The organism is Mycobacterium marinum (assembly GCF_003391395.1).
In the GTDB taxonomy this organism is placed as follows: Bacteria; Actinomycetota; Actinomycetes; order Mycobacteriales; family Mycobacteriaceae; genus Mycobacterium; species Mycobacterium marinum.
The window spans coordinates 710,393-734,754 of sequence record NZ_CP024190.1; the positions used below are offsets into that span (position 1 = coordinate 710,393).

Annotated in this window: 21 protein-coding genes; 15 read left to right on the forward strand and 6 right to left on the reverse strand. The window is 68.0% G+C overall.

All coding sequences use genetic code 11. The annotated features are described in order from the left end of the window. Nucleotides 1–748: 748 nt before the first annotated feature. The 3 genes from CCUG20998_RS02985 to CCUG20998_RS28870 form a co-directional block, all read right to left on the reverse strand. Nucleotides 749–1,639, reverse strand: coding sequence for an aldose 1-epimerase (locus CCUG20998_RS02985; RefSeq protein WP_020731638.1), 891 nt, complete (start codon nucleotides 1,637–1,639; stop codon nucleotides 749–751). Between the two features lie 74 nt (nucleotides 1,640–1,713). Continuing rightward, the gene (locus tag CCUG20998_RS02990) at nucleotides 1,714–2,895 is read right to left on the reverse strand and encodes an FAD-binding oxidoreductase (protein WP_020731639.1); all 1,182 of its coding nucleotides are present in this window, start codon (nucleotides 2,893–2,895) and stop codon (nucleotides 1,714–1,716) included. A gap of 125 nt (nucleotides 2,896–3,020) precedes the next feature. Continuing rightward, a complete protein-coding gene (locus CCUG20998_RS28870; protein WP_050674473.1) occupies nucleotides 3,021–5,954 on the reverse strand; it encodes a PE family protein in 2,934 nt (977 codons plus the stop codon). A 356-nt stretch (nucleotides 5,955–6,310) separates the two neighbouring features. Between CCUG20998_RS28870 and clpB the strand changes: the two genes are divergently transcribed. Next, the gene (gene clpB, locus CCUG20998_RS03000; RefSeq protein ID WP_012392604.1) at nucleotides 6,311–8,857 is read left to right on the forward strand and encodes an ATP-dependent chaperone ClpB; all 2,547 of its coding nucleotides are present in this window, start codon (nucleotides 6,311–6,313) and stop codon (nucleotides 8,855–8,857) included. Here the strand turns inward: clpB and CCUG20998_RS03005 are convergent. Continuing rightward, the gene (locus CCUG20998_RS03005; RefSeq protein ID WP_020731640.1) at nucleotides 8,854–9,684 is read right to left on the reverse strand and encodes an enoyl-CoA hydratase/isomerase family protein; all 831 of its coding nucleotides are present in this window, start codon (nucleotides 9,682–9,684) and stop codon (nucleotides 8,854–8,856) included. The two genes, clpB and CCUG20998_RS03005, sit on opposite strands and share 4 nt — an antisense overlap. A gap of 358 nt (nucleotides 9,685–10,042) precedes the next feature. Here CCUG20998_RS03005 and ttfA point away from each other — a divergent pair, with 358 nt between their 5' ends. The 5 genes from ttfA to CCUG20998_RS03030 are packed head-to-tail and all read left to right on the forward strand — an operon-like array spanning nucleotide 10,043 to nucleotide 13,786. Further along, complete coding sequence (ttfA, locus tag CCUG20998_RS03010; RefSeq protein WP_020731642.1) at nucleotides 10,043–10,897, forward strand: trehalose monomycolate transport factor TtfA; 855 nt, start codon at nucleotides 10,043–10,045, stop codon at nucleotides 10,895–10,897. Nucleotides 10,898–10,941: 44 nt separating this feature from the next. Further along, complete coding sequence (locus CCUG20998_RS03015) at nucleotides 10,942–11,715, forward strand: SDR family NAD(P)-dependent oxidoreductase (RefSeq protein ID WP_012392607.1); 774 nt, start codon at nucleotides 10,942–10,944, stop codon at nucleotides 11,713–11,715. Next, complete coding sequence (gene pyrE / locus CCUG20998_RS03020; RefSeq protein WP_015354348.1) at nucleotides 11,702–12,241, forward strand: orotate phosphoribosyltransferase; 540 nt, start codon at nucleotides 11,702–11,704, stop codon at nucleotides 12,239–12,241. The genes CCUG20998_RS03015 and pyrE overlap by 14 nt, the downstream gene beginning before the upstream one ends. Nucleotides 12,242–12,251: 10 nt before the next feature. Continuing rightward, on the forward strand, nucleotides 12,252–13,145 hold the full coding sequence (locus CCUG20998_RS03025; protein WP_020731643.1) for a hypothetical protein: 894 nt from the start codon (nucleotides 12,252–12,254) through the stop codon (nucleotides 13,143–13,145). Then, nucleotides 13,142–13,786 (forward strand): TrmH family RNA methyltransferase, encoded by a 645-nt coding sequence (locus CCUG20998_RS03030; protein WP_012392610.1) that lies wholly within the window; start codon nucleotides 13,142–13,144, stop codon nucleotides 13,784–13,786. The genes CCUG20998_RS03025 and CCUG20998_RS03030 overlap by 4 nt, the downstream gene beginning before the upstream one ends. Before the next feature lie 108 nt (nucleotides 13,787–13,894). On the opposite strand, the gene secE2 is transcribed toward CCUG20998_RS03030, so the two are convergent. Then, the gene (secE2, locus tag CCUG20998_RS03035; protein ID WP_012392611.1) at nucleotides 13,895–14,110 is read right to left on the reverse strand and encodes a calcium dodecin; all 216 of its coding nucleotides are present in this window, start codon (nucleotides 14,108–14,110) and stop codon (nucleotides 13,895–13,897) included. A 17-nt stretch (nucleotides 14,111–14,127) separates the two neighbouring features. Beyond that, on the reverse strand, nucleotides 14,128–15,093 hold the full coding sequence (locus CCUG20998_RS03040) for a LysR family transcriptional regulator (protein WP_020731644.1): 966 nt from the start codon (nucleotides 15,091–15,093) through the stop codon (nucleotides 14,128–14,130). 24 nt (nucleotides 15,094–15,117) lie between these two features. On the opposite strand from CCUG20998_RS03040, the gene CCUG20998_RS03045 reads away from it, so the two are divergent. The 9 genes from CCUG20998_RS03045 to CCUG20998_RS03085 are packed head-to-tail and all read left to right on the forward strand — an operon-like array spanning nucleotide 15,118 to nucleotide 24,361. Further along, a complete protein-coding gene (locus tag CCUG20998_RS03045; protein WP_020731645.1) occupies nucleotides 15,118–16,281 on the forward strand; it encodes an XdhC family protein in 1,164 nt (387 codons plus the stop codon). Between the two features lie 60 nt (nucleotides 16,282–16,341). After that, nucleotides 16,342–17,232, forward strand: a complete 891-nt coding sequence (locus tag CCUG20998_RS03050; RefSeq protein ID WP_036457201.1) for an FAD binding domain-containing protein — start codon at nucleotides 16,342–16,344, stop codon at nucleotides 17,230–17,232. 2 nt (nucleotides 17,233–17,234) lie between these two features. Then, nucleotides 17,235–17,714, forward strand: coding sequence for a (2Fe-2S)-binding protein (locus CCUG20998_RS03055; RefSeq protein ID WP_036426958.1), 480 nt, complete (start codon nucleotides 17,235–17,237; stop codon nucleotides 17,712–17,714). Continuing rightward, nucleotides 17,711–20,101, forward strand: coding sequence for an aerobic carbon-monoxide dehydrogenase large subunit (locus CCUG20998_RS03060; protein ID WP_012392616.1), 2,391 nt, complete (start codon nucleotides 17,711–17,713; stop codon nucleotides 20,099–20,101). Before CCUG20998_RS03055 ends, CCUG20998_RS03060 begins: the two co-directional genes overlap by 4 nt. A 9-nt stretch (nucleotides 20,102–20,110) precedes the next feature. Continuing rightward, on the forward strand, nucleotides 20,111–20,995 hold the full coding sequence (locus CCUG20998_RS03065) for an XdhC family protein (RefSeq protein ID WP_020731647.1): 885 nt from the start codon (nucleotides 20,111–20,113) through the stop codon (nucleotides 20,993–20,995). Beyond that, nucleotides 20,992–21,582 (forward strand): nucleotidyltransferase family protein, encoded by a 591-nt coding sequence (locus CCUG20998_RS03070; RefSeq protein WP_020731648.1) that lies wholly within the window; start codon nucleotides 20,992–20,994, stop codon nucleotides 21,580–21,582. Before CCUG20998_RS03065 ends, CCUG20998_RS03070 begins: the two co-directional genes overlap by 4 nt. After that, nucleotides 21,583–22,461, forward strand: a complete 879-nt coding sequence (locus CCUG20998_RS03075; RefSeq protein WP_020731649.1) for an AAA family ATPase — start codon at nucleotides 21,583–21,585, stop codon at nucleotides 22,459–22,461. A 13-nt stretch (nucleotides 22,462–22,474) separates the two neighbouring features. Continuing rightward, nucleotides 22,475–23,149 (forward strand): SRPBCC family protein, encoded by a 675-nt coding sequence (locus CCUG20998_RS03080; RefSeq protein ID WP_020731650.1) that lies wholly within the window; start codon nucleotides 22,475–22,477, stop codon nucleotides 23,147–23,149. Between the two features lie 6 nt (nucleotides 23,150–23,155). After that, nucleotides 23,156–24,361, forward strand: a complete 1,206-nt coding sequence (locus CCUG20998_RS03085) for a vWA domain-containing protein (protein ID WP_020731651.1) — start codon at nucleotides 23,156–23,158, stop codon at nucleotides 24,359–24,361. Nucleotide 24,362 lies beyond the last annotated feature (1 nt).

Sequence of the window (24,362 nt, forward strand, 5' to 3'; positions counted from 1 at the left end):
AGTCGCCCCAGGCCGGCGAAGGGACCGCCATTGCGTCGGCGATGGGGATGCTCCCGGTCGGTCGTGCGGGTGGAGGTAGCCGCGTCATTCAAGCGACTGGATCAGCCAAAATATTCATCAGTGTCGGCGCCGAATGGTGCAGTGCCCCATGGCTCCAGGGCGCCAGTACTCGAAGCTAGTTCTAGAACAATGCTCTAATCGGTAGGTGTTGGGCGCACTGTGCCACGCGACCGTAGGCGGTTCGCGCACCCCCGCGTGACGGTTCGTGCCGTGTGGTCGCAGGTATCGCGGGGCTAGGTGATCTGGCCGCTGTCGACGGCGCCTGCATCGGTCCCATCACGCGCATTGTCAGGGCTCGGAAATGTCTGAGATCGGGCCGCCCGCCGAGCGCAGCGGATGGGGAGTGCGGTGCAGCCAGCCCGAATCGAGGGGTCCGAATTCTGCGCGGCTGCCCTGTTCATTTCGGCGCCGTGGGCTTTGGTCAATATCGGCAAACGCGCCGTATCCGAGCGGTCAACGGTGATGCGCATAGATATCCGGAGTGATACTAAATGGGCTGTGCGGCAGGAAACGGAAACATCAACCCGGTATTGCAGCCTTTGTGAAAATAACCTGGGTTTGGCAGATATTGATGGACGGCGAAGTATGCGAGCCGCGGTGATCGGTTGTTGCGCCCAGCGCTCAATTTCGGCCGCGCTCTCGATATCCGCCGCCGCGAGGCGAAACCACACTAGGCGACTTGTTCTGGCTAGACGTGGATTGAGAACACCGCGACCGCCGACTCGCCAATCGGCGCACAACGGTAGCCGCCGCGCCGGAGCGCGTCGGTCGGTGCGGCCATCGGTTCGAAGCAGATCACGTCCTCGGCGATCGGCGCGAAGATCTGCGCCGCGGGATACCCCTGTTCGAAGTGCACCTCCAGGCGGCGGCCGCCACCGGACACGGCGAACACCGCTCCCTCGGTCACCTGGTCATAACCGTCGTCAAAGGTGCTGTCGCCCAGGGGCGCTGTCTTCGCCGGCCGGTGCTCCGACTCGCCGGTGGGCAGTCCGCGCTGGTCGAGGCAGAGCTGCCGCAGCGGGGGTGTCTCGATGACCCACTCGGTGCGGGGCACACCCGGCAACTGCAGATACGGGTGGAAGCCGAAGCACAACGGCACGGTCGTGTCACCGGTTGGGGTCACCATGGTGCGCAGTGTCAGCACCCGTTCGGTCAGCCGCGCCGTCAACGACAGCACGTGCGGATACGGAAAGCTGGCCAGCAGCACCGGGTCGGCCCCGAAGTCCAGCTCTGCGGTGAGCTCGTTGCCCGATTGAGCCGTGACCCGCCAGCCGGGATAGGCGGCCAGGACCCCATGGATCGGCAAGCCGGCGGGGTCCACCCGAACCCCGTTTGCGCCGGGGTTCAGTGTTACCTCCTTGCCTTCGGCGTGATATGTGTTCTTGCCCAGTCGATTTGCCCAGGGGTACAGAATCGGTATTCCCATTGTCTTGCCCGCGGCAAGGTAGCCGTCCAGGCCGCGCCGTTGGCCGAGCAGTTGCACTCCGGCGTCGGTCAGCGAGGTGCCGATCATTCCAGCCGCGGGCACGAACTGTGCTTCCACCGATGACAACGGGTCGCGCAGAGTTACGGCATGCACGCCGGCCAGACTAGCCTGCGTGCCCCGCTGCGGTGGCTGAGCGCGGGGCCTTTCCTGGTAGTCGTGGCTTGCCGCTAGGGCAGTGGATCATGCTGGATGCGTTCCAGCGGAGCGCCTTTGGCGATCAGTGCGGCCTTGGTGGTGCGAACCATGGCCGGCCCGCCGCAGATCAGGATTTGCCGATCGCCCCAGTTGCCGTAGTTGGTGACCACTTCGGCCAGCCGGCCGGTCTGGCGCACGTGCAGGCCGCGCGGCGGTGATACATCGGGATAGTCGGTGGCCCAGGACGGGTCGAGCTTGTATTCGGCGACCGGAGAAACCGAAAGCCACGGGTTGTGCGCCGCAACCTGCCAAAGCGTGCGCAGGTCATAGAGTTCGCAGAAGTAGCGCGCGCCGAAAAACAGGTGCACTCGTGGATTGTCGACAAAGCGGCCCATATCCAAAATCAGCGCCCGCAACGGGGCCAGACCGGTGCTGCCGGCGACCATGAGCACGTCACCGCCGGTGCGGTCGACGTGCAAGCCGCCGTGCGGGCTCGCCAAGCGCCACCGGTCGCCGGTCCGAGTTTCGTTGACCATCGCGGTGCTGACCAGCCCGCCGGGCACCACGCGGACATGGAATTCGATCCGCCCTTCGAGGTCGGCCGGAATGGCGGGGCTGAGGTAACGCCAGCGGCGCGGACACTGCGGGACTTGGACATTGACGTATTGGCCGGGGTGGTAGGGCATTGGGCGGTCCAGTTGCAGCCTGATCACCGCCAGATCGCGCGACACCGGGATGTGCTCGATTACCGTTGCGTCCCACCACGCGGGTCCGTCCTCGGAATCGGCCGCGCCGCTCATCACCCCGACGATCAGATTGAGAGATTGCTCAGCGGCGCGCGCGACCGAATCGGTCCAGGAACTGCCGAGATGACTGCGCAACGTGGTCTGCAGGGCGCGCCGCAACGTCTCGTATTGGGTTGGCTGCACACCGTATTTGCGGTGATCCCGGCCGAGCTGTGCCAGGAAGGCAATCGGCTCCTCGGCGCGCTGTGCGACGAGCTCGCTGTACACCCAGTGCAGTGCACGTGTGAAAGCTGCGCGCTGGCCGCTCATTTCGGGTGGGAACAAGTCGCGCACCGAACTGTCCAGGGAGAACCAGTTGGTGTAGAAGCTGCGGACGAGTTCGCTGGATTGCGTTTTGTGGTCTAAGTCGGGTTGCGGTGCGAAGGCGTCCCGCAGCACCCGCAGCGCGTCTCGGTCCTCAAGGCCCACGGACCACGATTCTAGGCTTGCCGGGACGCACCGGGGATCGCGATTGGGCTACTGGCTCGCGGTGCACGGCCCAAGGTGGTCCGCGGTGCCGCTGGAACTCGCAGCTAGTCGCCGACCAGAGATGGTCATGCGACGCCGCCGGGGCCGCCGGTGCCGCCTGGGCCGCCGTTCTGGCTGGTGCTCGCCGTCCCCGGCAGGCCGCCTGTGCCGGGCCCACCCGACCCCGCGCCGCCATGCCCGCCGTCGCCTCCTTCTCCTCCGCCGGTGAGCCCGTAGCCGCCGGCCCCGCCGTCCCCGCCGTCGCCACCCACGCCGTCGCCGCCGGTGCCGCCGGCCCCGCCGTCCCCGCCGTCGCCGCCGGGGCTGGCGGCGCCACTAATGCCGCCGGCCCCGCCGCGGCCACCGTCGCCGCCGTACCCGTTGGTGCCATCGCCGCCGTGTCCGCCGTTACCGCCGTTCCCGCCCGGGCTTTCCCCAGGGATTTGCTGGCCGCTACCGGGGATTACCGTGGCACCGCCGTAATTGCCATTACCGCCGCGGCCACCGTCGCCGCCGCCAGCGATACCGGTGCCGCCGTCGCCGCCATTGCCGCCGTCTCCACCCGCCGCATGGCTGTTGCTGGTTGAGCCGTACCCGCCGTCGCCGCCGGTGCCGCCGGTACCGCCGAAGTAGCCGTCACCACCCCGGCCTCCAGCGCCGCCGGCACCACCCGATGCGTCGGCAGGCCCGCCTGCGGATGTGGCGGCGCTACCGCCGGTGCCGCCGGTGCCGCCCATACCTCCCGTGCCGCTGGAGCCGCCGTATCCGCCGTTTCCGCCGGTGCCGCCGGTGCCGCCCTGGCCATGCACGTTGCTGCCGCCGGTGCCGCCGGTTCCGCCGGTGCCGCCAGTACCCAAGGCGCCATCGGCGCCCTTGGCGCCGTTGACCGAGCCGGTGCCGCCGGTCCCGCCGGTGCCGCCGATGGCGGCGGCGCCGCCATCGCCACCCTGGCCACCGGTGCCGGCGATCTGCGTCGGCGTACCGGCGGTGCCGGTACCCCCGGTGCCTCCCTTACCGGCCGCGCCGGCATCTCCGCCCTTGCCGCCCTCGCCGCCGGCGCCTTGGCTGGCGATGTTGCCAGCCGCGTCGCTGCCGCCGGCGCCGCCGGTCCCGCCGGAGCCACCGTTGCCGCCGGCGCCAGCGTCGCCGCCGTCGCCACCGGTGCCGGCCGGGGCGGTGGCGTTTGCTCCGCCAGCTCCGGTGCCGCCCGTGCCGCCGCCGCCGCCGGTGCCGCCGCTTCCGCCCTCACCGCCGCTTCCGCTGTGGGTTCCACCGGCTCCACCGGCTCCACCGGTTCCGCCGTTGCCGCCATCGGATCCTCGGGTGCCATTTCCTGCCGCGTCGGTGGTGCCATTGGCTCCGGTATGGCCCGCTCCGCCATCGCCGCCGGCCCCGCCATTGCCGACTTGACCGCCGGCTCCGCCGGCGCCGCCGGTCCCGCCATCTTGGCTGGCCAGGGCGCCATCGGCGCCCTTCCCGCCGTCGCCGCCGTTACCGCCGCTCGTTGGGGCCTGGCCAGAGTCGCCGGTGCTACCGGTAGTGGAGCCAAATCCTCCCGTTCCGCCGGCGCCGCCGCGCCCGGGGTCACCGCCCCTGCCGCCGGCTCCACCGATCCCGGTGCCGTTGTTGGCATATGTGCCGGTAGCACCCTTCCCGCCGTCGCCGGGGGCCCCACCCGTGCCGCCGTCGCCACCGGATCCACCGGCACCTTGGACGCCGCTGCTGCCGAACAGACCACCCGCGCCGCCCGCGCCCCCGGTCCCACCAACACCACCTGCGCCGCCGTCACCGCCATCTCCGCCGGCTTGGCCGGCCGCACCCAGAGTGGCGCCCCCAAGACCGGTCACCCCCGCGCCGCCGTTGCCACCGTGTCCGCCGGCACCGCCCATCCCACCGGCGCCACCGGCCCCGGACAGCAGACCTCCGACGCCACCGGCGCCACCGGCACCACCGGCGCCACCGACGCCACCGACGACACCGGGATCGCCAGCGTCCATGCCCGCAGTACCCGCGGCGCCGGTGGCGCCCGCCGCCCCGAGCCCGCCCGTCCCGCCGTCTCCGATGAGCCAGGCGCGGCCACCCGCGCCACCCGCTCCACCCGTCTCGCCCAGTGCGGTAGCTGCGCCGCCGGCGCCGCCGTCGCCGCCGCTGCCGTAGGCAAATCCGCCGTTTCCGCCGGCACCGCCGGCCGAGCCCGCCCCGCCGTCGCCGCCGGCGCCGCCGTTACCGGTCAGCCAGGCCGTTCCGCCGTCGCCGCCGGCCGCGCCCGCTCCGCCGAGACCGCCGTTGCCGGCGTTGCCGTAGAGCCATCCGCTGTTTCCGCCGGCACCGCCGGCCGCGCCGGCGCCACTGTCGCCGCCGGCGCCGCCGTTACCGATCAGCCAGGCCCTTCCGCCGGCCCCGCCGGCCGCGCCCGCTCCGCCGAGACCGCCGTTACCGGCGTTGCCGTAGAGCCATCCGCTGTTTCCGCCGACCCCGCCGGCCGCCCCGGCACCACCGGTTCCCCCGGCCCCGCCGTTGCCGATCAGGCCGGCCGCTCCGCCGGCACCACCGGCCAGTCCCGGGGTCGGCTGCGAGTAGCCCGCGCCGCCATTGCCGTACAGCAAACCGCCCGCCCCGCCGTTGGGATTGGCCGCGGTGCCGGCAGCGCCGTCGCCGATCATCGGACGCCCCAGTAGCTCTTGGCTACGGGCATTGACTTCGCGCAATAGCGCCTGTCCGGCGGCCCTCAATGGCGCGGTGTTGGCCGCCTCGCTACCCAGGTAGGCCGCCCCCGCATCGCTGAGTGCTCGGACAAATTCGTCGTGGAATACCGCGGCTCGCGCGCTGAGCAGTTGGTACTGCTCGCCGTAGGCGGTGAACACCGATGTGACTGCCGATGACACTTCATCGAGGCCGGCGGCCGTCAACTCGGTGGTCGGCAGGGCGGCCCAGCTGGTGGCCGAGCGCAGGGCCGAACCGATTCCAGCCACGTCCGCCGCCGTAGCCGCCAAGGCCTCCGGCGCAACCAAAAAAGACATCGCGAACCCCCCTAAGTCCAGCAAACCGGACTTCGTGCAGTGAGATACTTATGCTTCCTAACAAGCTACCTGGGGTTTCGCTGTGCAACGTGGGGTTTGCCCGAACGGGTTGCTGGCCAACGACTTTGGGTCGCGGTGTGGCCTAGCTAACTTGGCGCCAACGTGGCCTCTCGCGCCGACGGTCGGTGGCGGGCAGGGTTGTCGAGCTATTTGGCGCGCGCTGGCCGGTAGGTCGGACCCGCCCCTGGATTACCGGCGGACAAAAAAGCTAGAGTTGAGCGGAACAGACTCAACCTTGACGGCGTTACACAACCCGAGAACCATTTTTTCAGATACTTACCCCGAACGGAGCTGTCGTGGATTCTTTCAACCCGACCACCAAGACGCAGGCGGCCCTGACGTCGGCTCTGCAGGCGGCTTCGGCTGCCGGCAATCCCGAAATTCGGCCGGCGCATCTGCTGATGGCCCTGTTGACGCAGGCCGATGGCATCGCCGCGCCGCTGCTCGAGGCCGTTGGCGTCGACCCCGCCACCATCCGCACCGAGGCGCAGCGCCTAGTTGACCGGTTGCCGCAGGCCAGTGGGGCCAGCACGCAGCCGCAGTTATCCCGCGAGTCACTGGCCGCCATCACCACCGCCCAGCAACTGGCTACCGAGATGGACGACGAGTACGTCTCCACCGAGCACGTGCTGGTCGGGCTGGCCACCGGCGACTCCGAGGTCGCCAAGCTATTGACCGGGCATGGGGCCTCGCCGCAGGCGCTGCGCGAGGCCTTCGTCAAGGTACGCGGTAGCGCCCGGGTGACCAGCCCCGAACCGGAAGCGACGTACCAGGCGCTGGAGAAATACTCGACCGACCTGACCGCGCGGGCCCGCGAAGGAAAGCTCGACCCGGTGATCGGGCGAGACAACGAGATTCGCCGCGTGGTGCAGGTCCTGTCGCGGCGCACCAAGAACAACCCGGTGCTCATCGGTGAACCCGGCGTCGGCAAGACCGCGATCGTGGAGGGTCTGGCCCAGCGCATCGTGGCCGGCGACGTCCCAGAGAGTCTGCGCGACAAGACGATCGTCGCGCTGGACCTCGGCTCGATGGTGGCCGGCTCGAAGTACCGGGGTGAATTCGAGGAGCGGCTCAAGGCCGTCCTCGACGACATCAAGAACTCGGCCGGGCAGATCATCACCTTCATCGACGAACTGCACACCATCGTCGGTGCCGGCGCGACCGGTGAAGGCGCGATGGATGCCGGCAACATGATCAAGCCCATGCTGGCCCGCGGCGAGCTCCGGTTGGTCGGTGCCACCACGCTCGACGAGTACCGCAAGCACATCGAGAAGGACGCCGCACTGGAACGCCGCTTCCAGCAGGTGTACGTCGGTGAGCCCTCGGCGGAGGACACCATCGGCATTCTGCGCGGACTCAAGGACCGCTACGAGGTGCACCATGGCGTCCGGATTACCGACTCTGCGCTGGTGGCCGCCGCGACGCTGTCCGACCGCTACATCACCGCGCGGTTCCTGCCGGACAAGGCCATCGACCTCGTTGACGAGGCCGCTAGCCGGCTGCGGATGGAAATCGATTCGCGCCCCGTCGAGATCGACGAGGTCGAGCGGCTGGTGCGCCGGCTGGAGATCGAAGAAATGGCGCTGTCCAAGGAAGAGGACGACGCCTCCAAAGATCGGCTGGAAAAGCTGCGCGCCGAGCTGGCCGACAAGAAAGAAGAGCTGGCAGAACTCACGACCAGATGGCAGAACGAGAAGAACTCCATCGAGATCGTCCGCGAGCTCAAAGAGCAGTTGGACGCCCTGCGTGGGGAATCCGAGCGCGCTGAGCGCGATGGTGACCTGGCCAAGGCAGCCGAGCTGCGCTACGGGCGCATACCGGAGATGGAGAAGAAGCTCGACGCTGCCGTGCCGCACGCGCAAGCCCGCGAGCAGGTGATGCTCAAGGAAGAGGTCGGTCCCGACGACATCGCCGAGGTGGTGTCGGCATGGACCGGCATTCCCGCCGGACGCATGCTCGAAGGCGAGACGGCCAAGCTGCTGCGAATGGAAGACGAGCTGGGCCACCGCGTCATCGGGCAGAAGAAGGCGGTGCAGGCCGTCTCTGACGCCGTGCGGCGCTCTCGGGCCGGGGTCGCCGACCCCAACCGGCCGACCGGCTCGTTCATGTTCCTCGGCCCCACCGGTGTCGGCAAGACCGAGCTGGCCAAGGCGCTGGCGGAGTTCTTGTTCGACGACGAGCGCGCGATGGTGCGCATCGACATGAGCGAGTACGGCGAGAAGCACTCGGTGGCCCGCCTCGTCGGTGCCCCTCCCGGCTACATCGGTTACGACCAGGGCGGTCAGCTGACCGAGGCGGTGCGGCGGCGTCCCTACACGGTGATCCTGTTCGACGAGATCGAGAAGGCCCACCCGGACGTGTTCGACGTGCTGCTGCAGGTTCTCGACGAGGGCCGGCTGACCGACGGGCAGGGCCGTACGGTCGACTTCCGCAACACCATCCTGATCTTGACGTCCAACCTCGGGTCGGGCGGCACCCCGGACCAGGTGATGGCGGCGGTGCGGGCGGCCTTCAAGCCGGAGTTCATCAACCGGCTCGACGATGTGCTGATCTTCGACGCCCTCAACCCCGACGAACTGGTGCAGATCGTCGACATCCAGCTCCAACAGCTGGACAAGCGGCTGGCCCAGCGTCGTCTGCAACTCGAGGTGTCGCTGCCGGCCAAGGAATGGCTGGCGCAGCGCGGATTCGACCCCGTGTACGGCGCCCGCCCGTTGCGTCGGTTGGTGCAACAGGCGATCGGCGACCAGTTGGCCAAGATGCTGCTGGCCGGTCAGGTGCACGACGGCGACACGGTGCCGGTCAATGTCAGCGCCGACGGCGAATCGCTGGTCCTCGGTTAAGTCGCAGGAGGTTTCGGGGCGGCGCCCAGCTCGAATTCTCGGGTCTGGGCGCCGGCCTCGATGACCGCCTGCAATCGCCGGCGGGTGTCGGGCAGCGCGAGCGTTTCGCGTAAGAGCTGATCCTCCATGCGCAGACCGGTAGTCAGATCTGTTCGCTGGTCCAGCGCGACGTCCACGGCGCGTTTGGCCGCCGCGATGGCCTCTTTGGGATACGACGCGATGCGCCCGGCGAGCTTGTCGACGAATCGCCACAGCTCCTCGCCCGGTAGCGCCCGATTGACATACCCCCAGGCCTGGGCCGTCGCAGCGTCGATATCCCGGCATCCGAGGATCACCTCGAGCGCCCGTGCACGGCCGACCAGGTGCGGTAGCCGTTGGGTGCCGCCGCCCCCGGGGATGATGCCCACCGACACCTCGGGGTGGCCCAGCACCGTCGTGCCCAGCGCGGCGTAGCGCATGTCGAACGCCATCGCGAACTCGCAGCCGCCGCCGCGGCACGCGCCCTCGATGACGGCGATCGTGGCCTTGGGCAGGCCGCGCAACGCTTGCATGGCGGCATTGAATCGCGACAGCTCGTCATGGCGGGCGGTGTCGTCGGCCGGCAAGTCACTGATTAGCGAGACATCGGCGTGCGCGATGAAGAATTCCGGATCGGCCGAGTCGACGATCAACACCCGCACCTCGTTGTCGGCCGCGACTTGGTTGGTGAGGAGTTCGATTTCGGTCAGCAGGTCAACGTCTAAGAGGTTGACCGGCGGGTGGTCGATGGTGGCCCGGCAAATCCCGTCGGCGCTGACGACTCGTAAGAGCCGGAAATCCTGGTGCATCCCTAGGCCTCCGAGAAATTCACGTACCGCCGATATTGCCATCGCCGTGGTGTCTGGCCATTACTGCCGCAAAGAGTTCGCCCATTGCGTCACCCGGGGAGCCCCTGCCGGCGTCGCGCACCAGGCCAAACTCCCGTCGCCGCGCGCACAGCATTGCGATTTGTTGCAAGGCGACAAACCTCACATCGGCTCACCCAAGGCTCACATCAGCGCACCGCAACGGGTGTCCAACCCGGCACATCAAACCCGAAAAGGCGGGTTACCGGGTGGGGGGCAGGCCGGGGTATAAAGTCCTGTGATTGGGTTGTGACCTGCTCGGATTATTTACTGGGTCCGCAGAGCAGATAGGCTGTGCGGAATGGTCCCGCTTTGGTTCACGCTCTCCGCACTGTGCTTCGTCAGTGCGGTGGTGCTGTTATACGTCGACATCGATCGACGCCGCGGGCGCAGCAGACGTCGCAAGTCTTGGGCGCGGTCGCACGGATTTGACTACGAGCGCGAGTCGACCGACATCCTGCAGCGCTGGACGCGCGGCGTGATGTCCACGGTCGGCGAAGTCCCGGCCAAGAACGTGGTGCTTGGTCAGATTCGGGGCGAGGCCGTGTACATCTTCGATCTCGAGGAAGTCGCCACGGTGATCGCGCTGCACCGCAAGGTGGGCACCAACGTCGTGGTTGACCTGCGGCTCAAGGGCCTGAAGGAGCCGCGCGAGAGCGACATCTGGCTGCTCGGCGCGATCGGGCCGCGGATGGTGTATTCCACCAATCTCGATGCCGCCCGGCGGGCCTGCGACCGGCGCATGGTGACCTTCGCGCACACCGCTCCGGACTGTGCCGAAATCATGTGGAACGAGCAGAACTGGACGCTGGTCAGCATGCCGATCGCCAGCTCGCGCGCGCAGTGGGACGAGGGCCTGCGCACCGTGCGCCAGTTCAACGACCTGTTGCGGGTATTGCCGCCGCTGCCGCAGGAGAGCCCTCAGGAGGCCGAGGAATCCGAGCCGGCCCAAAGTGGGAACCGCTCGTTGACTCCGTCCCGTCGCCCCGAGCTGCCGCCGCGGCGCGCTCAGGTCGATCCCGCGGCCGGCTTGTTGCCCGACGCGTCGCGCCGCGCCCCCGAGCCGATGCGTCGCGAGGAGGGCCGTTCCGAGGGCTCCCGGCGGCCACCGCTGGGGGGCCGTAACGGCCAGCAGGCCACGAAGTACCAGCGCTAATAGCGCGCCGGGGACGCCAGCACCCGGTCAGTAGACTGACGCTCATGCCACGCCCCGTTGCGTTGATCACCGGGCCGACGTCCGGGATAGGCGCCGGCTATGCGCGCCGCTACGCCCAAGACGGTTACGACCTGATACTGGTTGCCCGCGACGTCGACCGGTTGAAGCAATTAGCGGTCGAGCTCGAGGACGATGCCGGCAACGTGGAGATACTGCCTGCCGATCTCGCCGACGCGGCCGGTCGCGACAAAGTCGCCGAGCGGCTCTCCCGTGGAGTCCGGGTGTTGGTGAACAATGCCGGGTTCGCCACCTCCGGGGAGTTCTGGGAAACCGAGCCCGCCGCTTTACAGGCACAGCTCGATGTCAACGTGACCGCGGTGATGCAGCTGACCCGGGCGGCGCTGCCGCCCATGCTGGCCGCCGGTGCGGGCACGGTGATCAACATCGCCAGCGTTGCCGGGCTGCTCTCCGGGCGGGGGTCTACCTATTCCGCGTCCAAGGCCTGGGTCATCTCGTTCAGCGAAGGGCTCTCCACCGGGCTGGAGGGCACCGGCGTGGGCGTGCACGCCGTCTGCCCGGGCTATGTCCATACCGAATTTCACGCCCGGGCCGGTATCGACATGACCAAGTTGCCGTCGTTCATGTGGCTCGACGTTGACGATGTGATCCAGGAAAGCCTGGCCGACATCGCCGACGGCAAGGTGATCAGCATTCCGGGTGTGCAGTACAAGGCGCTGGTCGGTGCCGGACGAATGATTCCCCGAGGCCTGCTACGGGCCGTGATGAAACGAGTAGGTGGTGGTCGTGGCCGTACGTGAGCGTGAAGAGCTTGCCGAGCTGGTGCGCCAGCTGGCGGTCGTGCACGGCCGTGTCACGCTGTCGTCGGGGAAGGAAGCCGACTACTACGTCGACCTTCGCCGCGCGACGCTGCACCATCGGGCGGCGGCGCTGGTCGGCAGCCTGATGCGCGAACTGACCCAGGACTGGGACTATGCGGTCGTCGGGGGTCTGACCCTGGGGGCCGATCCGGTGGCGACCGCAATGATGCACGCACCGGGCCGCCCGATCGACGCCTTCGTGGTCCGTAAGGCCGCGAAAGTGCATGGCATGCAACGACTTATCGAAGGGTCCGAGGTATCGGGCAAGCAAGTGCTGGTGGTCGAAGACACCAGCACCACCGGCAATTCGGCGCTGACGGCGGTGCATGCCGTTCAAGATGCCGGAGGCGAGGTCATCGGCGTGGCCACCGTGGTGGACCGGGCCACCGGCGCGGCCGAGGCGATCCAAGCCGAAGGACTGCCGTACCGCAGTGTGCTGGGCCTTGCCGATCTGGGGCTGGGCTAGGCCGCCTGCCGTGCGTTTCCTGATTGCGCTGGCCATCGCTTTGTCCTGCTTGGTGGCCTGCTCGCGATCGGAGTCCGATCTGGTCTACGGCGCCCAGCGCGCGCGGTTCGGCCAGGCGCTGCCGGTGCTGGGCTGGAACATGCGGGTGTCAAATTTGCGCTGGTCGGGGGACTACGTACTGGTCAATGTCGACGCATCGCCGACCCAGCAGGACACACCCCACGCCAAACCCGAGGATGTTCGCTACGGCCTCTACGGAGCGCTATCGCACCCGATGGAGGTCAACGGCCTGGGCAGCTGTGACGACGCGATGACCAAGGTGCGCGACATTGGCTCGCCGCTCTCGGGGGCACAGGATCGGCTCCTTGGGACGGTGTGTCTGGGCCCGCTCACCGATCGCAGCGCGGTCCGCGGTGTCTACGCGTATTCACCTCATGACCGGATCGCCAAGACCGCGGCTGCCTATCCGGCTGCCTTTCCGGTGGGAATGCTGCCGACCAACCAAAACGACACCGGTCTTACGGTCAAGACCACCAGCCTGTCGGCATGGCGTGCGGACGGTACGCCGCTGACCAAGGCGCAGCTCGGTGACCCGGCGGCCTTCACCGGCAACGGGTTCATGCTGCTCGGCTTGCAGGTGGACGCCCTGGCGGCCCGCTATCGCGACGACTCCGCTGCCCGCGGCGGTCCGATGATGTTGCTCACCTCGCCGACGCTGCCCGGCCGGGGGCTCAGCCCGTCCTGTGCGGTCTACGGTTCCTCGGTGCTGATCCTGCCGGACGCATCGATGGACGCCGTGCAGGTCAACGCGTCGCTGTGCACGCAAGGCGAAATCAACGACGCGCTGCTGTATGCCACGGTGGCGGTGGTGGGCACGCATGCCGCGGTGTGGACGTCGCGATGAGCGAACCTGGGCCCACCGAGTGGGGGGCGTCGGCCGCCGGTGTCGGCCCGTGGCCGGGTGAGCACCCGGACGACCCGAGATACGACCCGGACCTGCTGCGTGACGGCGATGCCCGCAATGTCGTCGATGCCTACCGGTATTGGACGCGCGAGGCGATCGTTGCCGACATCGACAAGCGGCGGCACCCGCTACACATCGCGATCGAGAACTTCGGCCACGATGCCAACATCGGCTCGGTGGTGCGTACCGCCAACGCGTTCGCGGTGGACACCGTGCACATCGTGGGGCGTCGGCGCTGGAACCGGCGCGGCGCCATGGTGACCGATCGCTACCAGCGGTTGCGCCACCATGACAGCACTGCCGAGTTGCTGGAGTTCGCCGTGGGGGCCGGGTTGACCGTGGTGGCGGTGGACAACGTGCCCGGAGCGGCGCGACTCGAAGAGACCACGCTGCCTCGGGATTGCCTGTTGGTGTTCGGTCAGGAAGGGCCCGGCATCACCGACGACACCCGGGTCGGGGCCGTGGTCACCGTGTCGATCGCCCAGTTTGGCTCAACACGCAGCATCAACGCCGGAGTTGCGGCCGGGATCGCGATGCACGCCTGGATCCGCCAGCACGGAGACCTCTCACACGCCTGGTGAGCGACTCGACTCTGCGCTGACGGCTTCGAGTGTGCGCCGGCGGCGGGCATTTCGTGATTCCACCGCCCCCGGCGCACCCTCAAGGCCCAGGACGCGCATTCGGCGGGATCAGCGCGGTTGCGAAGGCCTCATCTTGAACGAGATCTCGAGCTTGATGCGATAAGTGATCTTCCCGCTGGAATCCACCGCCATGTCCTGCTCGATGACCCGGGCTACGCGGATGTCATCGACGCTTTCCCGCGCTCGCTGCACCGCTTCGGCCGCGGCCTGCTCCCATGACGTGGGGCTGGTCCCGATGATGTCGATCACCTTGTACACGCTCATGGGGGTAAAGCGTATAGCTAACTCCACAGCGTGACGTGCACCTTCGGCCGGAACCGCGTCACACCGACCCCGCTGCCCCGGATCATGGCTTGAATGCACCTCGGCGTGGTGATGAAGCGGACCAGCTCAGACACCGCGGGTTGACGTGCGGCCGGCGGCAGGGTCGCCACGCACCACTCACCCGCCTTGTCCAGCCCCGGACTCGTCACGTGCACCAGCCGCCCCGCGGCAAGGTCCTTGGCGACCGCAAATCCGATGGTCAGCGTCGCGCCACCAACGCGCATCACCTCTTCCAGCGCGGCGGCGTCGCTCTGGAAGATGCGCTGCTGTGACTCCGGAATCGCCAAGTCGCGCAACATGGTTGCGATCTCACCGGCCACGCTTCCCGCCGGTGGGCCAAGCATCCACTGTTGCTGGCGCAGCAGGGAGGGCGTTGGAATCCCCACGGCCAGTGGGCTGTTGGGTGCCACGACGGTGATGATCTGGTACTTCAGGAAGGGCCGCACGAACAACGATGCGTCCGAACCGATCGAACTCTCGCTGGCCGGGCCGATCGCGATGTCCACCGCCCGCGAGCAGATCAGATCGCGGAATTGGCTGGTGGGATGCACGCTCAACTCGACGGAGAGGTCGTCGGCTCGCGACGAGAACAGCTCGATCAGCCCCGGCGCCGCGTGCTCGGCGAAAGTGCTGGACGCCGCGATGCGCAACAACCGGCGGCCATGAGCCGCCTCGGTGACCTCGATCGCTGTTTGCTGCTGCAGCCCCAGGATCTCCACCGCGCGACTGGCCAGCCGCAGGCCGCCAGGAGTGAACGCCAGCCCCGCGCCGGTCCTGGTGAACAGCGGGTCGTCGAGTTCTTTGCGCAATGCCGCGACGTGCATCGAGACGCCGGCATCCGAGAGGCCGAGTTCGGTGGCGGCAGCCCGCACCGAGCCCAAGCGCACCACCGCCGAATAGGCCCGAAGTTGAGCCGGGGTCACGAGTTTGAGCTTACTTTGGGATGTGTGCGGGATGTGCTTACCGACCTGATAACGATCTGGCGCGCGGGTGACACGGCCGGCCTGGCCACGGTGGTTCGCACATTGCGCTCGGCGCCCCGGCCTCCGGGCGCGTCGATGGTGGTGGCGCCGGATGGTTCGGTGAGCGGCTCGGTGTCGGGTGGCTGTGTGGAGGGCGCGGTATACGAGAGCGCCGGCGAGGTGACGCGCACCGGCGTACCGAGGCTGGAGCGCTACGGTGTCAGCGACGACGACGCGTTCGCGGTGGGCCTGACGTGCGGCGGCATCATCGACATCTTCATCGAAGCCGTCTCGCCGGCGACGTTTCCCGAGCTGGTCGCGGTGGCCGAGGATATCGCGGCCCATGTGCCGGTCGCTGTCGCCACCGTCATCGCGCACCCGGACCCGCAGTGGGTAGGCCGCCGGCTGGTGGTCCGGACCGACCCCAGCAGGCCGACGGCGGGATCGCTGGGTTCGGTGCGTGCCGACGCTGCGGTCACCGATGATGCGCGGGGTCTGCTCGCCCTGGGGCGTAGCGAAATCCTCAAGTACGGGCCCGATGGGCAGCGGCGCGGCGAAGGGATGGAGATCTTCGTATCCAGCTTCGCGCCGCGCCCGCGGATGCTGGTGTTCGGTGCCATCGACTTCGCCGCGGCGCTGGCCCGGCAGGGTTCGTTTCTTGGCTACCGGGTTACCGTCTGCGACGCCCGCGCGGTATTCGCGACGCGGGCGCGCTTCCCGACGGCCGACGAGGTTGTCGTCGAATGGCCCAGCCGGTATCTCACCGCCGAGGTGCAGGCGGGTGCCATCGACGAACGCACGGTGATCTGCGTGCTCACCCATGATCCGAAGTTCGATGTCCCGGTGCTCGAGGTAGCGCTGCGCCTGCCCCGGATCGGCTACATCGGGGCGATGGGATCACGCCAAACCCATGACGATCGGATGAGCCGGCTGCGCGCGGCGGGGCTGACCGACGCCGAGCTGAGCCAGTTGTCCAGCCCGATCGGCCTGGATCTGGGAGCCCGCACCCCAGAGGAGACCGCGGTCTCGATCGCGGCCGACATCATCGCCCGGCGTTGGGGCGGCGGTGGCCGCCCGTTGGCCGAGACATCGGGGCGCATCCACCGAGATCTGCAGGTCGCAGACGATTTCGAAGCAAGTGCGGGCTAAGTTCAACGATTACTTAATTCGATGTTGACGGCCATTTCGGGCGGGGCCGACACTTTCGACATGCAAGTACCTGGGCCCTTCGAATACGAGCGTGCGACCAGCGTCGATCACGCCATCGGACTATTGGACCGGTTGGGGGAGGGGGCGCGCCTTGTCGCCGGCGGCCACAGCCTGCTGCCGATGATGAAGCTGCGGATCGCAAACCCCGAGTACCTGGTCGATATCAATGACCTGGCGCCCGAGCTGGGGTACGTGATCACCGATCCGACGCTGGTGCGCATCGGGGCGATGGCCCGTCATCGCGAGATCCTCGAGTCCGAGGCGCTGGCGGCGGTGTGCCCGATCTTCCGCGACGCCGAGCGGGTGATCGCCGACCCGGTGGTGCGCAATCGGGGCACCCTGGGGGGTTCGCTGTGTCAGGCCGACCCGGCCGAGGACCTGTCGACGGTCTGCACCGTGCTGGACGCGGTGTGCCTGGCCCGCGGGTCCTCGGGGGAGCGTGAGATCGCCATCGACGAATTCCAGGCCGGGCCCTACGAGACCACCCTGGCCCCGAGCGAGATGCTGGTCGAGGTTCGCATCCCGGTCCGGCACAACACGTCCAGCGCCTACGCGAAGGTGGAGCGGCGGGTCGGTGATTGGGCGGTGACGGCGGCCGGGGCGGCCGTCACGCTGGACAACGACACCATTACCGCCGCCCGGGTGGGATTGACCGCGGTCAATCCGGACCCGGCCGCGCTGGCCGAACTCGCGGCGGCGCTGGTTGGTCGGCCGGCCAATGAAGACACGTTCGCCGAAGCGGGCCGCCGTGCCGGGCAGGCGTGCGAGCCGGTCACCGACATCCGTGGCACCGCCGATTACAAGCGGCATCTGGCCGCGGAACTGACCATACGAACCCTGCGTAGCGCCGTCGGGCGAGTGCGCAACCAGCCGGCACCGGAAGGGAACTAATGATGCAGGTGAACATGACCGTCAACGGCGAACCGGTCAGCGCCGAAGTCGAACCCCGAATGCTTCTGGTCCACTTCCTGCGGGATCAGCTGCGGCTCACCGGAACCCACTGGGGCTGTGACACCAGCAATTGCGGGACCTGCGTGGTTGACGTCGACGGTGTGCCGGTGAAGTCCTGCACCATGCTGGCCGTCATGGCCTCCGGGCGCAGCATTCGCACCGTGGAAGGGCTAGCGGCGGCCGATGGCTCACTCGACCCGGTGCAGGAAGGGTTCATGCGTTGCCACGGACTGCAGTGTGGTTTTTGCACGCCGGGAATGATGATCACCGCCCGCGCCCTGCTCGACCGCAATCCGGACCCCGATGAAGAGACCATTCGCGAGGCGATCTCCGGGCAGATCTGCCGGTGCACCGGCTACACCACCATCGTGCGGTCCATCCAGTGGGCCGCCAAGAACGCCAAGGAGGTGGCTAGCTCGTGACCACCATCGAATCACGGCCAGAAGACCTGGCCGACAACGACCAAAAGCCCTGCGGCCACGGCCGGATGCTGCGCAAAGAGGATCCTCGCTTCATCCGCGGCCGCGGCAACTATGTTGATGACGTCGCGCTGCCGGGCATGTTGCACCTGGCGATCTTGCGCTCACCGTATGCGCACGCCCGCATCGTCAGCATTGACGTGACTGCGGCCCTTGCCCATCCGAAGGTCAAGGCGGTGGTGACGGGCGCGGATCTGGCCGAGAAGGGCTTGGCCTGGATGCCCACGCTGTCCAACGACGTGCAGGCCGTGCTGGCCACCGACAAGGTGCGCTTCCAGGGCCAGGAGGTGGCTTTCGTCGTTGCCGAGGACCGTTATTCGGCCCGCGACGCGCTCGAGTTGATCGACGTCGAGTACGACCCGCTGGACCCGGTTGTCGACGTGCGCAAGGCCTTGGACCCGTCGGCGCCGGTGATCCGCACCGACCTCGACGGCAAGCAGGACAATCACATCTTCGACTGGGAGACCGGTGACGCGGCGGCCACCGACGCCGTGTTCGCCAAGGCTGACGTGGTGATCAAACAGGAGATGGTCTATCCGCGTGTGCACCCGGCGCCGATGGAAACCTGCGGAGCGGTAGCCGATTTGGACCCGGTCACCGGCAAGCTCACGCTGTGGACCACCTCGCAGGCGCCGCATGCCCACCGCACGCTGTATGCGTTGGTCGCCGGGCTGCCCGAACACAAGATCCGGGTCATCTCGCCCGACATCGGCGGCGGCTTCGGCAACAAGGTGCCGATCTATCCCGGCTATGTGTGTGCCATCGTCGGTTCGTTGGTGCTGGGTAAACCGGTCAAATGGATGGAGGACCGTAGCGAGAACCTGACCTCGACTAGCTTCGCGCGCGACTACATCATGGTCGGTGAGATCGCCGCGACCAACGAGGGCAAGATTCTGGCGCTGCGCTCTCACGTGCTGGCCGATCATGGTGCCTTCAACGGCCAGGCGGCACCGACGAAATACCCGGCCGGTTTCTACGGCGTGTTCACCGGCAGCTACGACCTGGAAGCCGCCTACTGCCACATGACCGCGGTGTACACCAACAAGGCGCCCGGCGGGGTGGCCTACGCGTGTTCGTTCCGCATCACCGAGGCGGTGTATTTCGTTGAGCGGCTGGTGGATTGCTTGGCCTTCGAACTCAAGATGGACCCCGCCGAAGTGCGGCTGCGCAACCTGCTGAAGCCCGAGCAGTTCCCGTACACCACCAAAACGGGATGGGTCTATGACTCGGGCGACTACGAGTCCACCATGCGCCAGGCCATGGACATGATCGGCTATGACGCCCTGCGCGCCGAACAAAAAGAAAAGCGCGATCGCGGTGAGCTGATGGGCATCGGCATCTCCTTCTTCACCGAGGCCGTCGGCGCCGGCCCGCGCAAGGACATGGACATCCTCGGGCTGGGCATGGCCGACGGATGCGAGCTCCGGGTGCACCCGACGGGCAAAGCCGTGGTGCGACTGTCGGTGCAGACCCAGGGCCAGGGCCATGAGACGACGTTCGCCCAGATCGTCGCCGAGGAGCTGGGGATCCCACCCGACGACATCGACGTGGTGCACGGTGACACCGATCAGACCCCGTTCGGGCTGGGTACCTACGGCAGTCGCTCGACCCCGGTCTCGGGCGCCGCAGCGGCGTTGGTGGCCCGCAAGGTGCGCGACAAGGCCAAGATCATCGCTTCGGGCATGCTCGAGGTATCGGTTGCCGACTTGGAATGGGAGAAGGGCTCATTCCACGTCAAAGGAGATCCGTCGGCATCGGTCACCATCGCCGACATCGCGATGCGGGCCCATGGAGCCGGCGATCTGCCGGAGGGCATCGAGGGCGGCCTGGACGCCGAGGTGTGTTACAACCCGTCGAACCTGACCTACCCGTACGGCGCGTACTTCTGTGTGGTCGACGTCGATCCGGGCACCGGGGTGGTCAAGGTGCGGCGCTTCCTGGCCGTCGACGACTGCGGCACCCGCATCAACCCGATGATCATCGAGGGCCAGGTGCATGGCGGCATCGTCGACGGCATCGGCATGGCGTTGATGGAGATGATCGCCTTCGATGAGGACGGTAACTGTCTGGGCGGCTCGCTGATGGACTATCTGATCCCGACCGCGCTCGAGGTGCCGCACCTGGAAACCGGGCACACGGTGACGCCCTCGCCGCATCACCCGATCGGGGCCAAGGGAATCGGTGAATCGGCCACCGTGGGTTCGCCCCCGGCGGTGGTGAACGCGGTGGTGGATGCGTTGGCGCCATACGGGGTTCGCCATGCCGACATGCCGCTGACGCCGTCCCGAGTCTGGGAGGCCATGCAGGGCCGGGCCACACCTCCGATTTAAGGGTTGCAGATGACCATTAGTGAGCGGGCAGCGCAGCTGCTGGCTGCGCGGACACCGTTTGTGCATGCCACGGTGGTCCGAGCCCAGCCGCCGACCTCGGCTTACCCCGGTGACGAGGCGATCCTGTTGGCCGATGGCACTATCGAGGGCTTCGTCGGCGGGCAGTGCGCGCAGAACTCCGTTCGCAAGGCGGCGTTGGGGGTGCTTCAGGCGGGCGAAAGTGTGCTGCTGCGCGTGCTTCCCGATGGGGACGTGCACTTCCCCGAAGCCCCCGGCGCATGCGTGGTGGTCAATCCGTGCCTGTCGGGCGGGTCGCTGGAGATCTTCTTGACCCCGCAGCTGCCGGCGCCGCTGGTCCGAATCTACGGTGCCACGCCGATCGCCGAGGCGTTGATCGAGGTCTGCGGCGTGCTGGGCTACGACGCCCGCCGCGACAGCGACCCGGTCGGCGCTGCCGCCTTGCCGACTGCCGTCGTGATCGCCAGCCATGGCGGTCCGGAAGCCGAAAACATCCTCGCGGCATTGGATAACGGCGTTGGTTACATCGGTCTGGTGGCCAGCAAGGTCCGTGGCGCCGCGGTCCTGGACTCGCTGGGCCTCTCGGCGACCGAGCGGGCGCGCATCCGCACCCCGGTCGGACTGGCTATCGGTGCCAAGACGCCCGCCGAGATCGCGGTGGCCATCGCCGCCGAAATCATTGCGGCGGTGCGCGCCGGCGGCGGGGGCCGGCCCGCGCCGGTGGATGCGACTGCCGCCGAGGCGGTGGATCCGGTGTGCGGGATGACGGTCCTGATCGGGCCGGCTACCGAACACCTGCGGCTGGCGGGTGCCGACTACTGGTTCTGCTGCCCCGCATGCCGAACGGCGTTCAGCGACAGAAACGGCGGCGCGTGAGGGCGCCTAGCATCACCGGTGTGGTGCTGGCGGCCGGCGGATCCCGTCGTCTGGGCACGCCGAAACAGCTTCTGGCTTATCGCGATACGACGCTGCTCGGGGCGACTCTGCGGGTAGCGCGGGGCGCCGGATTCGATCAGCTGATCGTGACCCTGGGCGGGGCCGCCCAACGGGTCCGCGCGCTGGTGCCGCTGGATGAGGCCGAGGTGGTGACGGTCGAGGACTTTGGTACCGGGTGTTCGGCTTCGTTGCGCGTTGCGCTGGGACGGGTGGATCCGCAATCCGCCGGCATTGTGCTGATGCTTGGGGATCAGCCGGGCGTCGACCCGGCCACCGTCGCCCGCCTGGTCGGCCAGGGGCCGGGCTGCGACATCATGGTGTGCCGGTACAACGATGGAATCGGGCATCCATTCTGGTTTAGCCGCAGACTATTCGGTGAAATAACACAGCTGCACGGCGATAAGGGAGTGTGGAAGCTCATCCAATCCGGCCGCCACCCGGTGCGGGAACTGGTGGTGGACGATTCGGTACCGTTGGACGTGGATACCTGGGACGACTACCGGCGGCTCGTGGAATCGGTGCCTTGAATGAGCGTGACGACCTTTGCAGACCCCCAAGATGTGGTTCGCCGATTCGACGCGCAGAACTATCTGCTGGACACCGGGACCGCATCGGCCATCTATCTCGCGGTCACCCTCGGGCGCCCGCTACTGCTCGAGGGTGAGCCCGGTGTGGGTAAGACGACCGCTGCGAAAGCCCTTGCCGCGGTTTTGGATACCTCGTTGATCCGGCTGCAGTGCTATGAAGGGCTGACCGCCAACGAGGCGCTCTACGACTGGAACTACCAGCACCAGCTGTTGTCCATCCGGCTCGCCGAGGCGCGTGGCGCCGATATCTCCGAGGCCGATCTGTACAGCGAGGCGTATCTGGTGGATCGGCCCATCCTGCAGTGCGTGCGCCATCGCGGCTCGACACCGCCGGTGCTGCTGATCGACGAAATTGACCGGGCCGACGATGAATTCGAGGCGCTGCTACTGGAGTTCCTCGGTGAGGCGGCGGTGACGGTTCCCGAATTGGGCACCTTCGTCGCGCCGCTGCCGCCGATCGCGGTGCTGACCTCCAACCGCAGCCGCGATCTGCATGACGCGTTGCGCCGGCGTTGTCTGTACCACTGGATCGACTACCCGGAGCCGGCGCGGGCGGCCGCGATCGTGCGGCGGACGGTTCCCGGGGCCAGCGCCGCACTGATCGAGCATGCCACTCAATTCGTCGGCAGCACAAGAGATCTCGATCTGGACAAGCCGCCGGGCGTGGCCGAGACTATCGACTGGGTCGCCGCACTGGTCTCGCTGGGTGTCGCGGACCTCGTCGACACATCGGCATTGGCCAGTCTCGGGGCATTGGCCAAGACTCCTGATGACCGAACCCTGATGCGCGACGCGTTGACCGAATACAGCCGAACATGAGAGGACTCATCGAATGAAGATCGCCAACCAGTTCACCGTCAGCGCGCCGATCGAGCAGGCCTGGGATGTGCTGTGCGACCTGGAGCAGGTGATCCCGCTGATGCCCGGCGCGCAGCTGACCGGTCACCAGGACGACGACTACCTCGGCAAGGTCAAGGTCAAGGTGGGGCCGGTGACCAGTGAGTTCAGCGGCAAGGTGCATTTCGTTGAGCGGGATCGCGATCAGCATCGCGCGGTCATCGACGCCAAGGGCAAGGAGTCGCGCGGCACCGGCAACGCGGCCGCGACGGTGACCGCTCAGTTGGCGGAGGCGGGCGAGCGCACCCAGGTCACCGTCGACACCGACCTGAAGATCGTCGGCAAGCTGGCGCAGTTCGGCAGCGGAATGCTGCAGCAGGTGTCGGAGAAGTTGCTCGGTCAATTCGTGGACTCGCTGGAAGCCGAACTGGCCTCCCGCAATGCCGTGACGGCGGCTCCCGAAAGCCCGGAAAGCCCCGGAAGTCCGGAAAGCCCGGCCAGCCCGCAGCCGCGGCCCGTCGAGGCCCGCAAGCCCACCACGTCTGCGGAGCCCGAGCCGATCGATCTGCTCGAGCTCGCCGGCGGTGACCAGCTCAAGAAGTACGGCCCCGCCGTGCTGGCTGTGCTGGCCGTGCTGGTGCTGATCTGGGTGCTGCGCAGACGGCGCTGAACGCCGATGACCGCTCCGTTGCTGCTGCGCGGCGTCGACCTGGCGGCGTTCGCCGCCGCGCTGGTGGCACGGCTGCGCGGGGTCGGGGTGCTGGTGTCGGCGAGCGGTCAGGCGAATTTTGTGCAAGCAATGCGGCAATTGGTGCCCGACTCCCGGTCCGCGCTGTATTGGTCCGCGAGGTTGACCCTGGTCAATCGGATGGAGGATCTGGTTGCCTTTGACCTCGCCTTTGCCGCCGTGTTCGGCGCGCTCGATGCGGCCGGGCCTGAGGCGGCCGATGCTGCCCGGCCGCTGCCGGGCCCCAAGACACCGGCGGCCGGCATCGTGCATCGCAACGGCGGGCCCTCCGGTGCCGCCGGCGGCCAACCGCTGCCCTGGGCCAGCCGGGTCGGGGATCAGGACGGAAGTGTTCGACCCAGCATCCAGTTGCCCGACTTGCTGCCCAGCCGGATCGCCGCACTCGCCGAGGAACCGTTCGACCAATTCGACGCCGAAGATTTGCGGCGTATTGGTGGCTGGCTGGAGTCGACGGTGGCGCGCTGGCCGCGCCGGCGCAGCCTGCGCTTCGAGTCCAGCCCGCACGGCAAGCGCATCGACTTGCGAGCCACGATGAACGCTTCGCGCGCCACCGGCTGGGAAGCGGTGCGCCTGGCGCGGATCCGGCCGCGCCGACGGCCCAGGAGGGTGGTGTTGCTCTGCGACGTAAGCCGCTCGATGCAGCCCTATGCGGCGATCTATCTGCATCTCATGCGGGCGCTGGTGGCGCGCCAACCCGGCATTCGCCCGGAGGTCTTCGCGTTTTCGACCTCGCTGACCCGGCTCACCCCGGTGCTGGCTCATCGTTCGGCGGAGGTGGCCCTGGACCGGGCCAATGCGAAGGTAGCCGACCGGTATGGCGGCACCTTTATCGGTCGTAGTGTCGGTGCGCTGCTGGAACCGCCGCACGGCAACGCGTTACGCGGCGCGGTGGTGATCATTGCCTCCGACGGTTGGGACAGCGAAGCACCTGAGGTCCTGTGTCACGCGCTGGCTCGCGTGCGCAGGCGCGCCCAGTTGCTGGTCTGGCTCAATCCGCGTGCGGCACAGAGCGATTTCGAGCCGCTGACCGGCTCGATGGCCGCGGCGCTGCCCTACTGTGACCTGTTCTTGCCGGCGCATTCGTTGACTGGGGTACAGCAGTTGCTCCGAGCGCTGGGCGGCGATCTGCGGTGAC

What these genes read in the sequence shown, in the direction of transcription:
- CCUG20998_RS03080 (WP_020731650.1), top strand. Translation starts at nt 22,475, where the DNA reads ATGAAGATCGCCAACCAGTTCACCGTCAGCGCGCCGATCGAGCAGGCC.
- secE2 (WP_012392611.1), bottom strand. Translation starts at nt 14,110, where the DNA reads ATGAGCGTGTACAAGGTGATCGACATCATCGGGACCAGCCCCACGTCA.
- CCUG20998_RS03005 (WP_020731640.1), bottom strand. Translation starts at nt 9,684, where the DNA reads ATGCACCAGGATTTCCGGCTCTTACGAGTCGTCAGCGCCGACGGGATT.
- CCUG20998_RS03015 (WP_012392607.1), top strand. Translation starts at nt 10,942, where the DNA reads ATGCCACGCCCCGTTGCGTTGATCACCGGGCCGACGTCCGGGATAGGC.
- CCUG20998_RS03085 (WP_020731651.1), top strand. Translation starts at nt 23,156, where the DNA reads ATGACCGCTCCGTTGCTGCTGCGCGGCGTCGACCTGGCGGCGTTCGCC.
- CCUG20998_RS28870 (WP_050674473.1), bottom strand. Translation starts at nt 5,954, where the DNA reads ATGTCTTTTTTGGTTGCGCCGGAGGCCTTGGCGGCTACGGCGGCGGAC.
- CCUG20998_RS03055 (WP_036426958.1), top strand. Translation starts at nt 17,235, where the DNA reads ATGCAGGTGAACATGACCGTCAACGGCGAACCGGTCAGCGCCGAAGTC.
- CCUG20998_RS03030 (WP_012392610.1), top strand. Translation starts at nt 13,142, where the DNA reads ATGAGCGAACCTGGGCCCACCGAGTGGGGGGCGTCGGCCGCCGGTGTC.
- CCUG20998_RS03050 (WP_036457201.1), top strand. Translation starts at nt 16,342, where the DNA reads ATGCAAGTACCTGGGCCCTTCGAATACGAGCGTGCGACCAGCGTCGAT.
- ttfA (WP_020731642.1), top strand. Translation starts at nt 10,043, where the DNA reads ATGGTCCCGCTTTGGTTCACGCTCTCCGCACTGTGCTTCGTCAGTGCG.
- CCUG20998_RS03065 (WP_020731647.1), top strand. Translation starts at nt 20,111, where the DNA reads ATGACCATTAGTGAGCGGGCAGCGCAGCTGCTGGCTGCGCGGACACCG.
- CCUG20998_RS03075 (WP_020731649.1), top strand. Translation starts at nt 21,583, where the DNA reads ATGAGCGTGACGACCTTTGCAGACCCCCAAGATGTGGTTCGCCGATTC.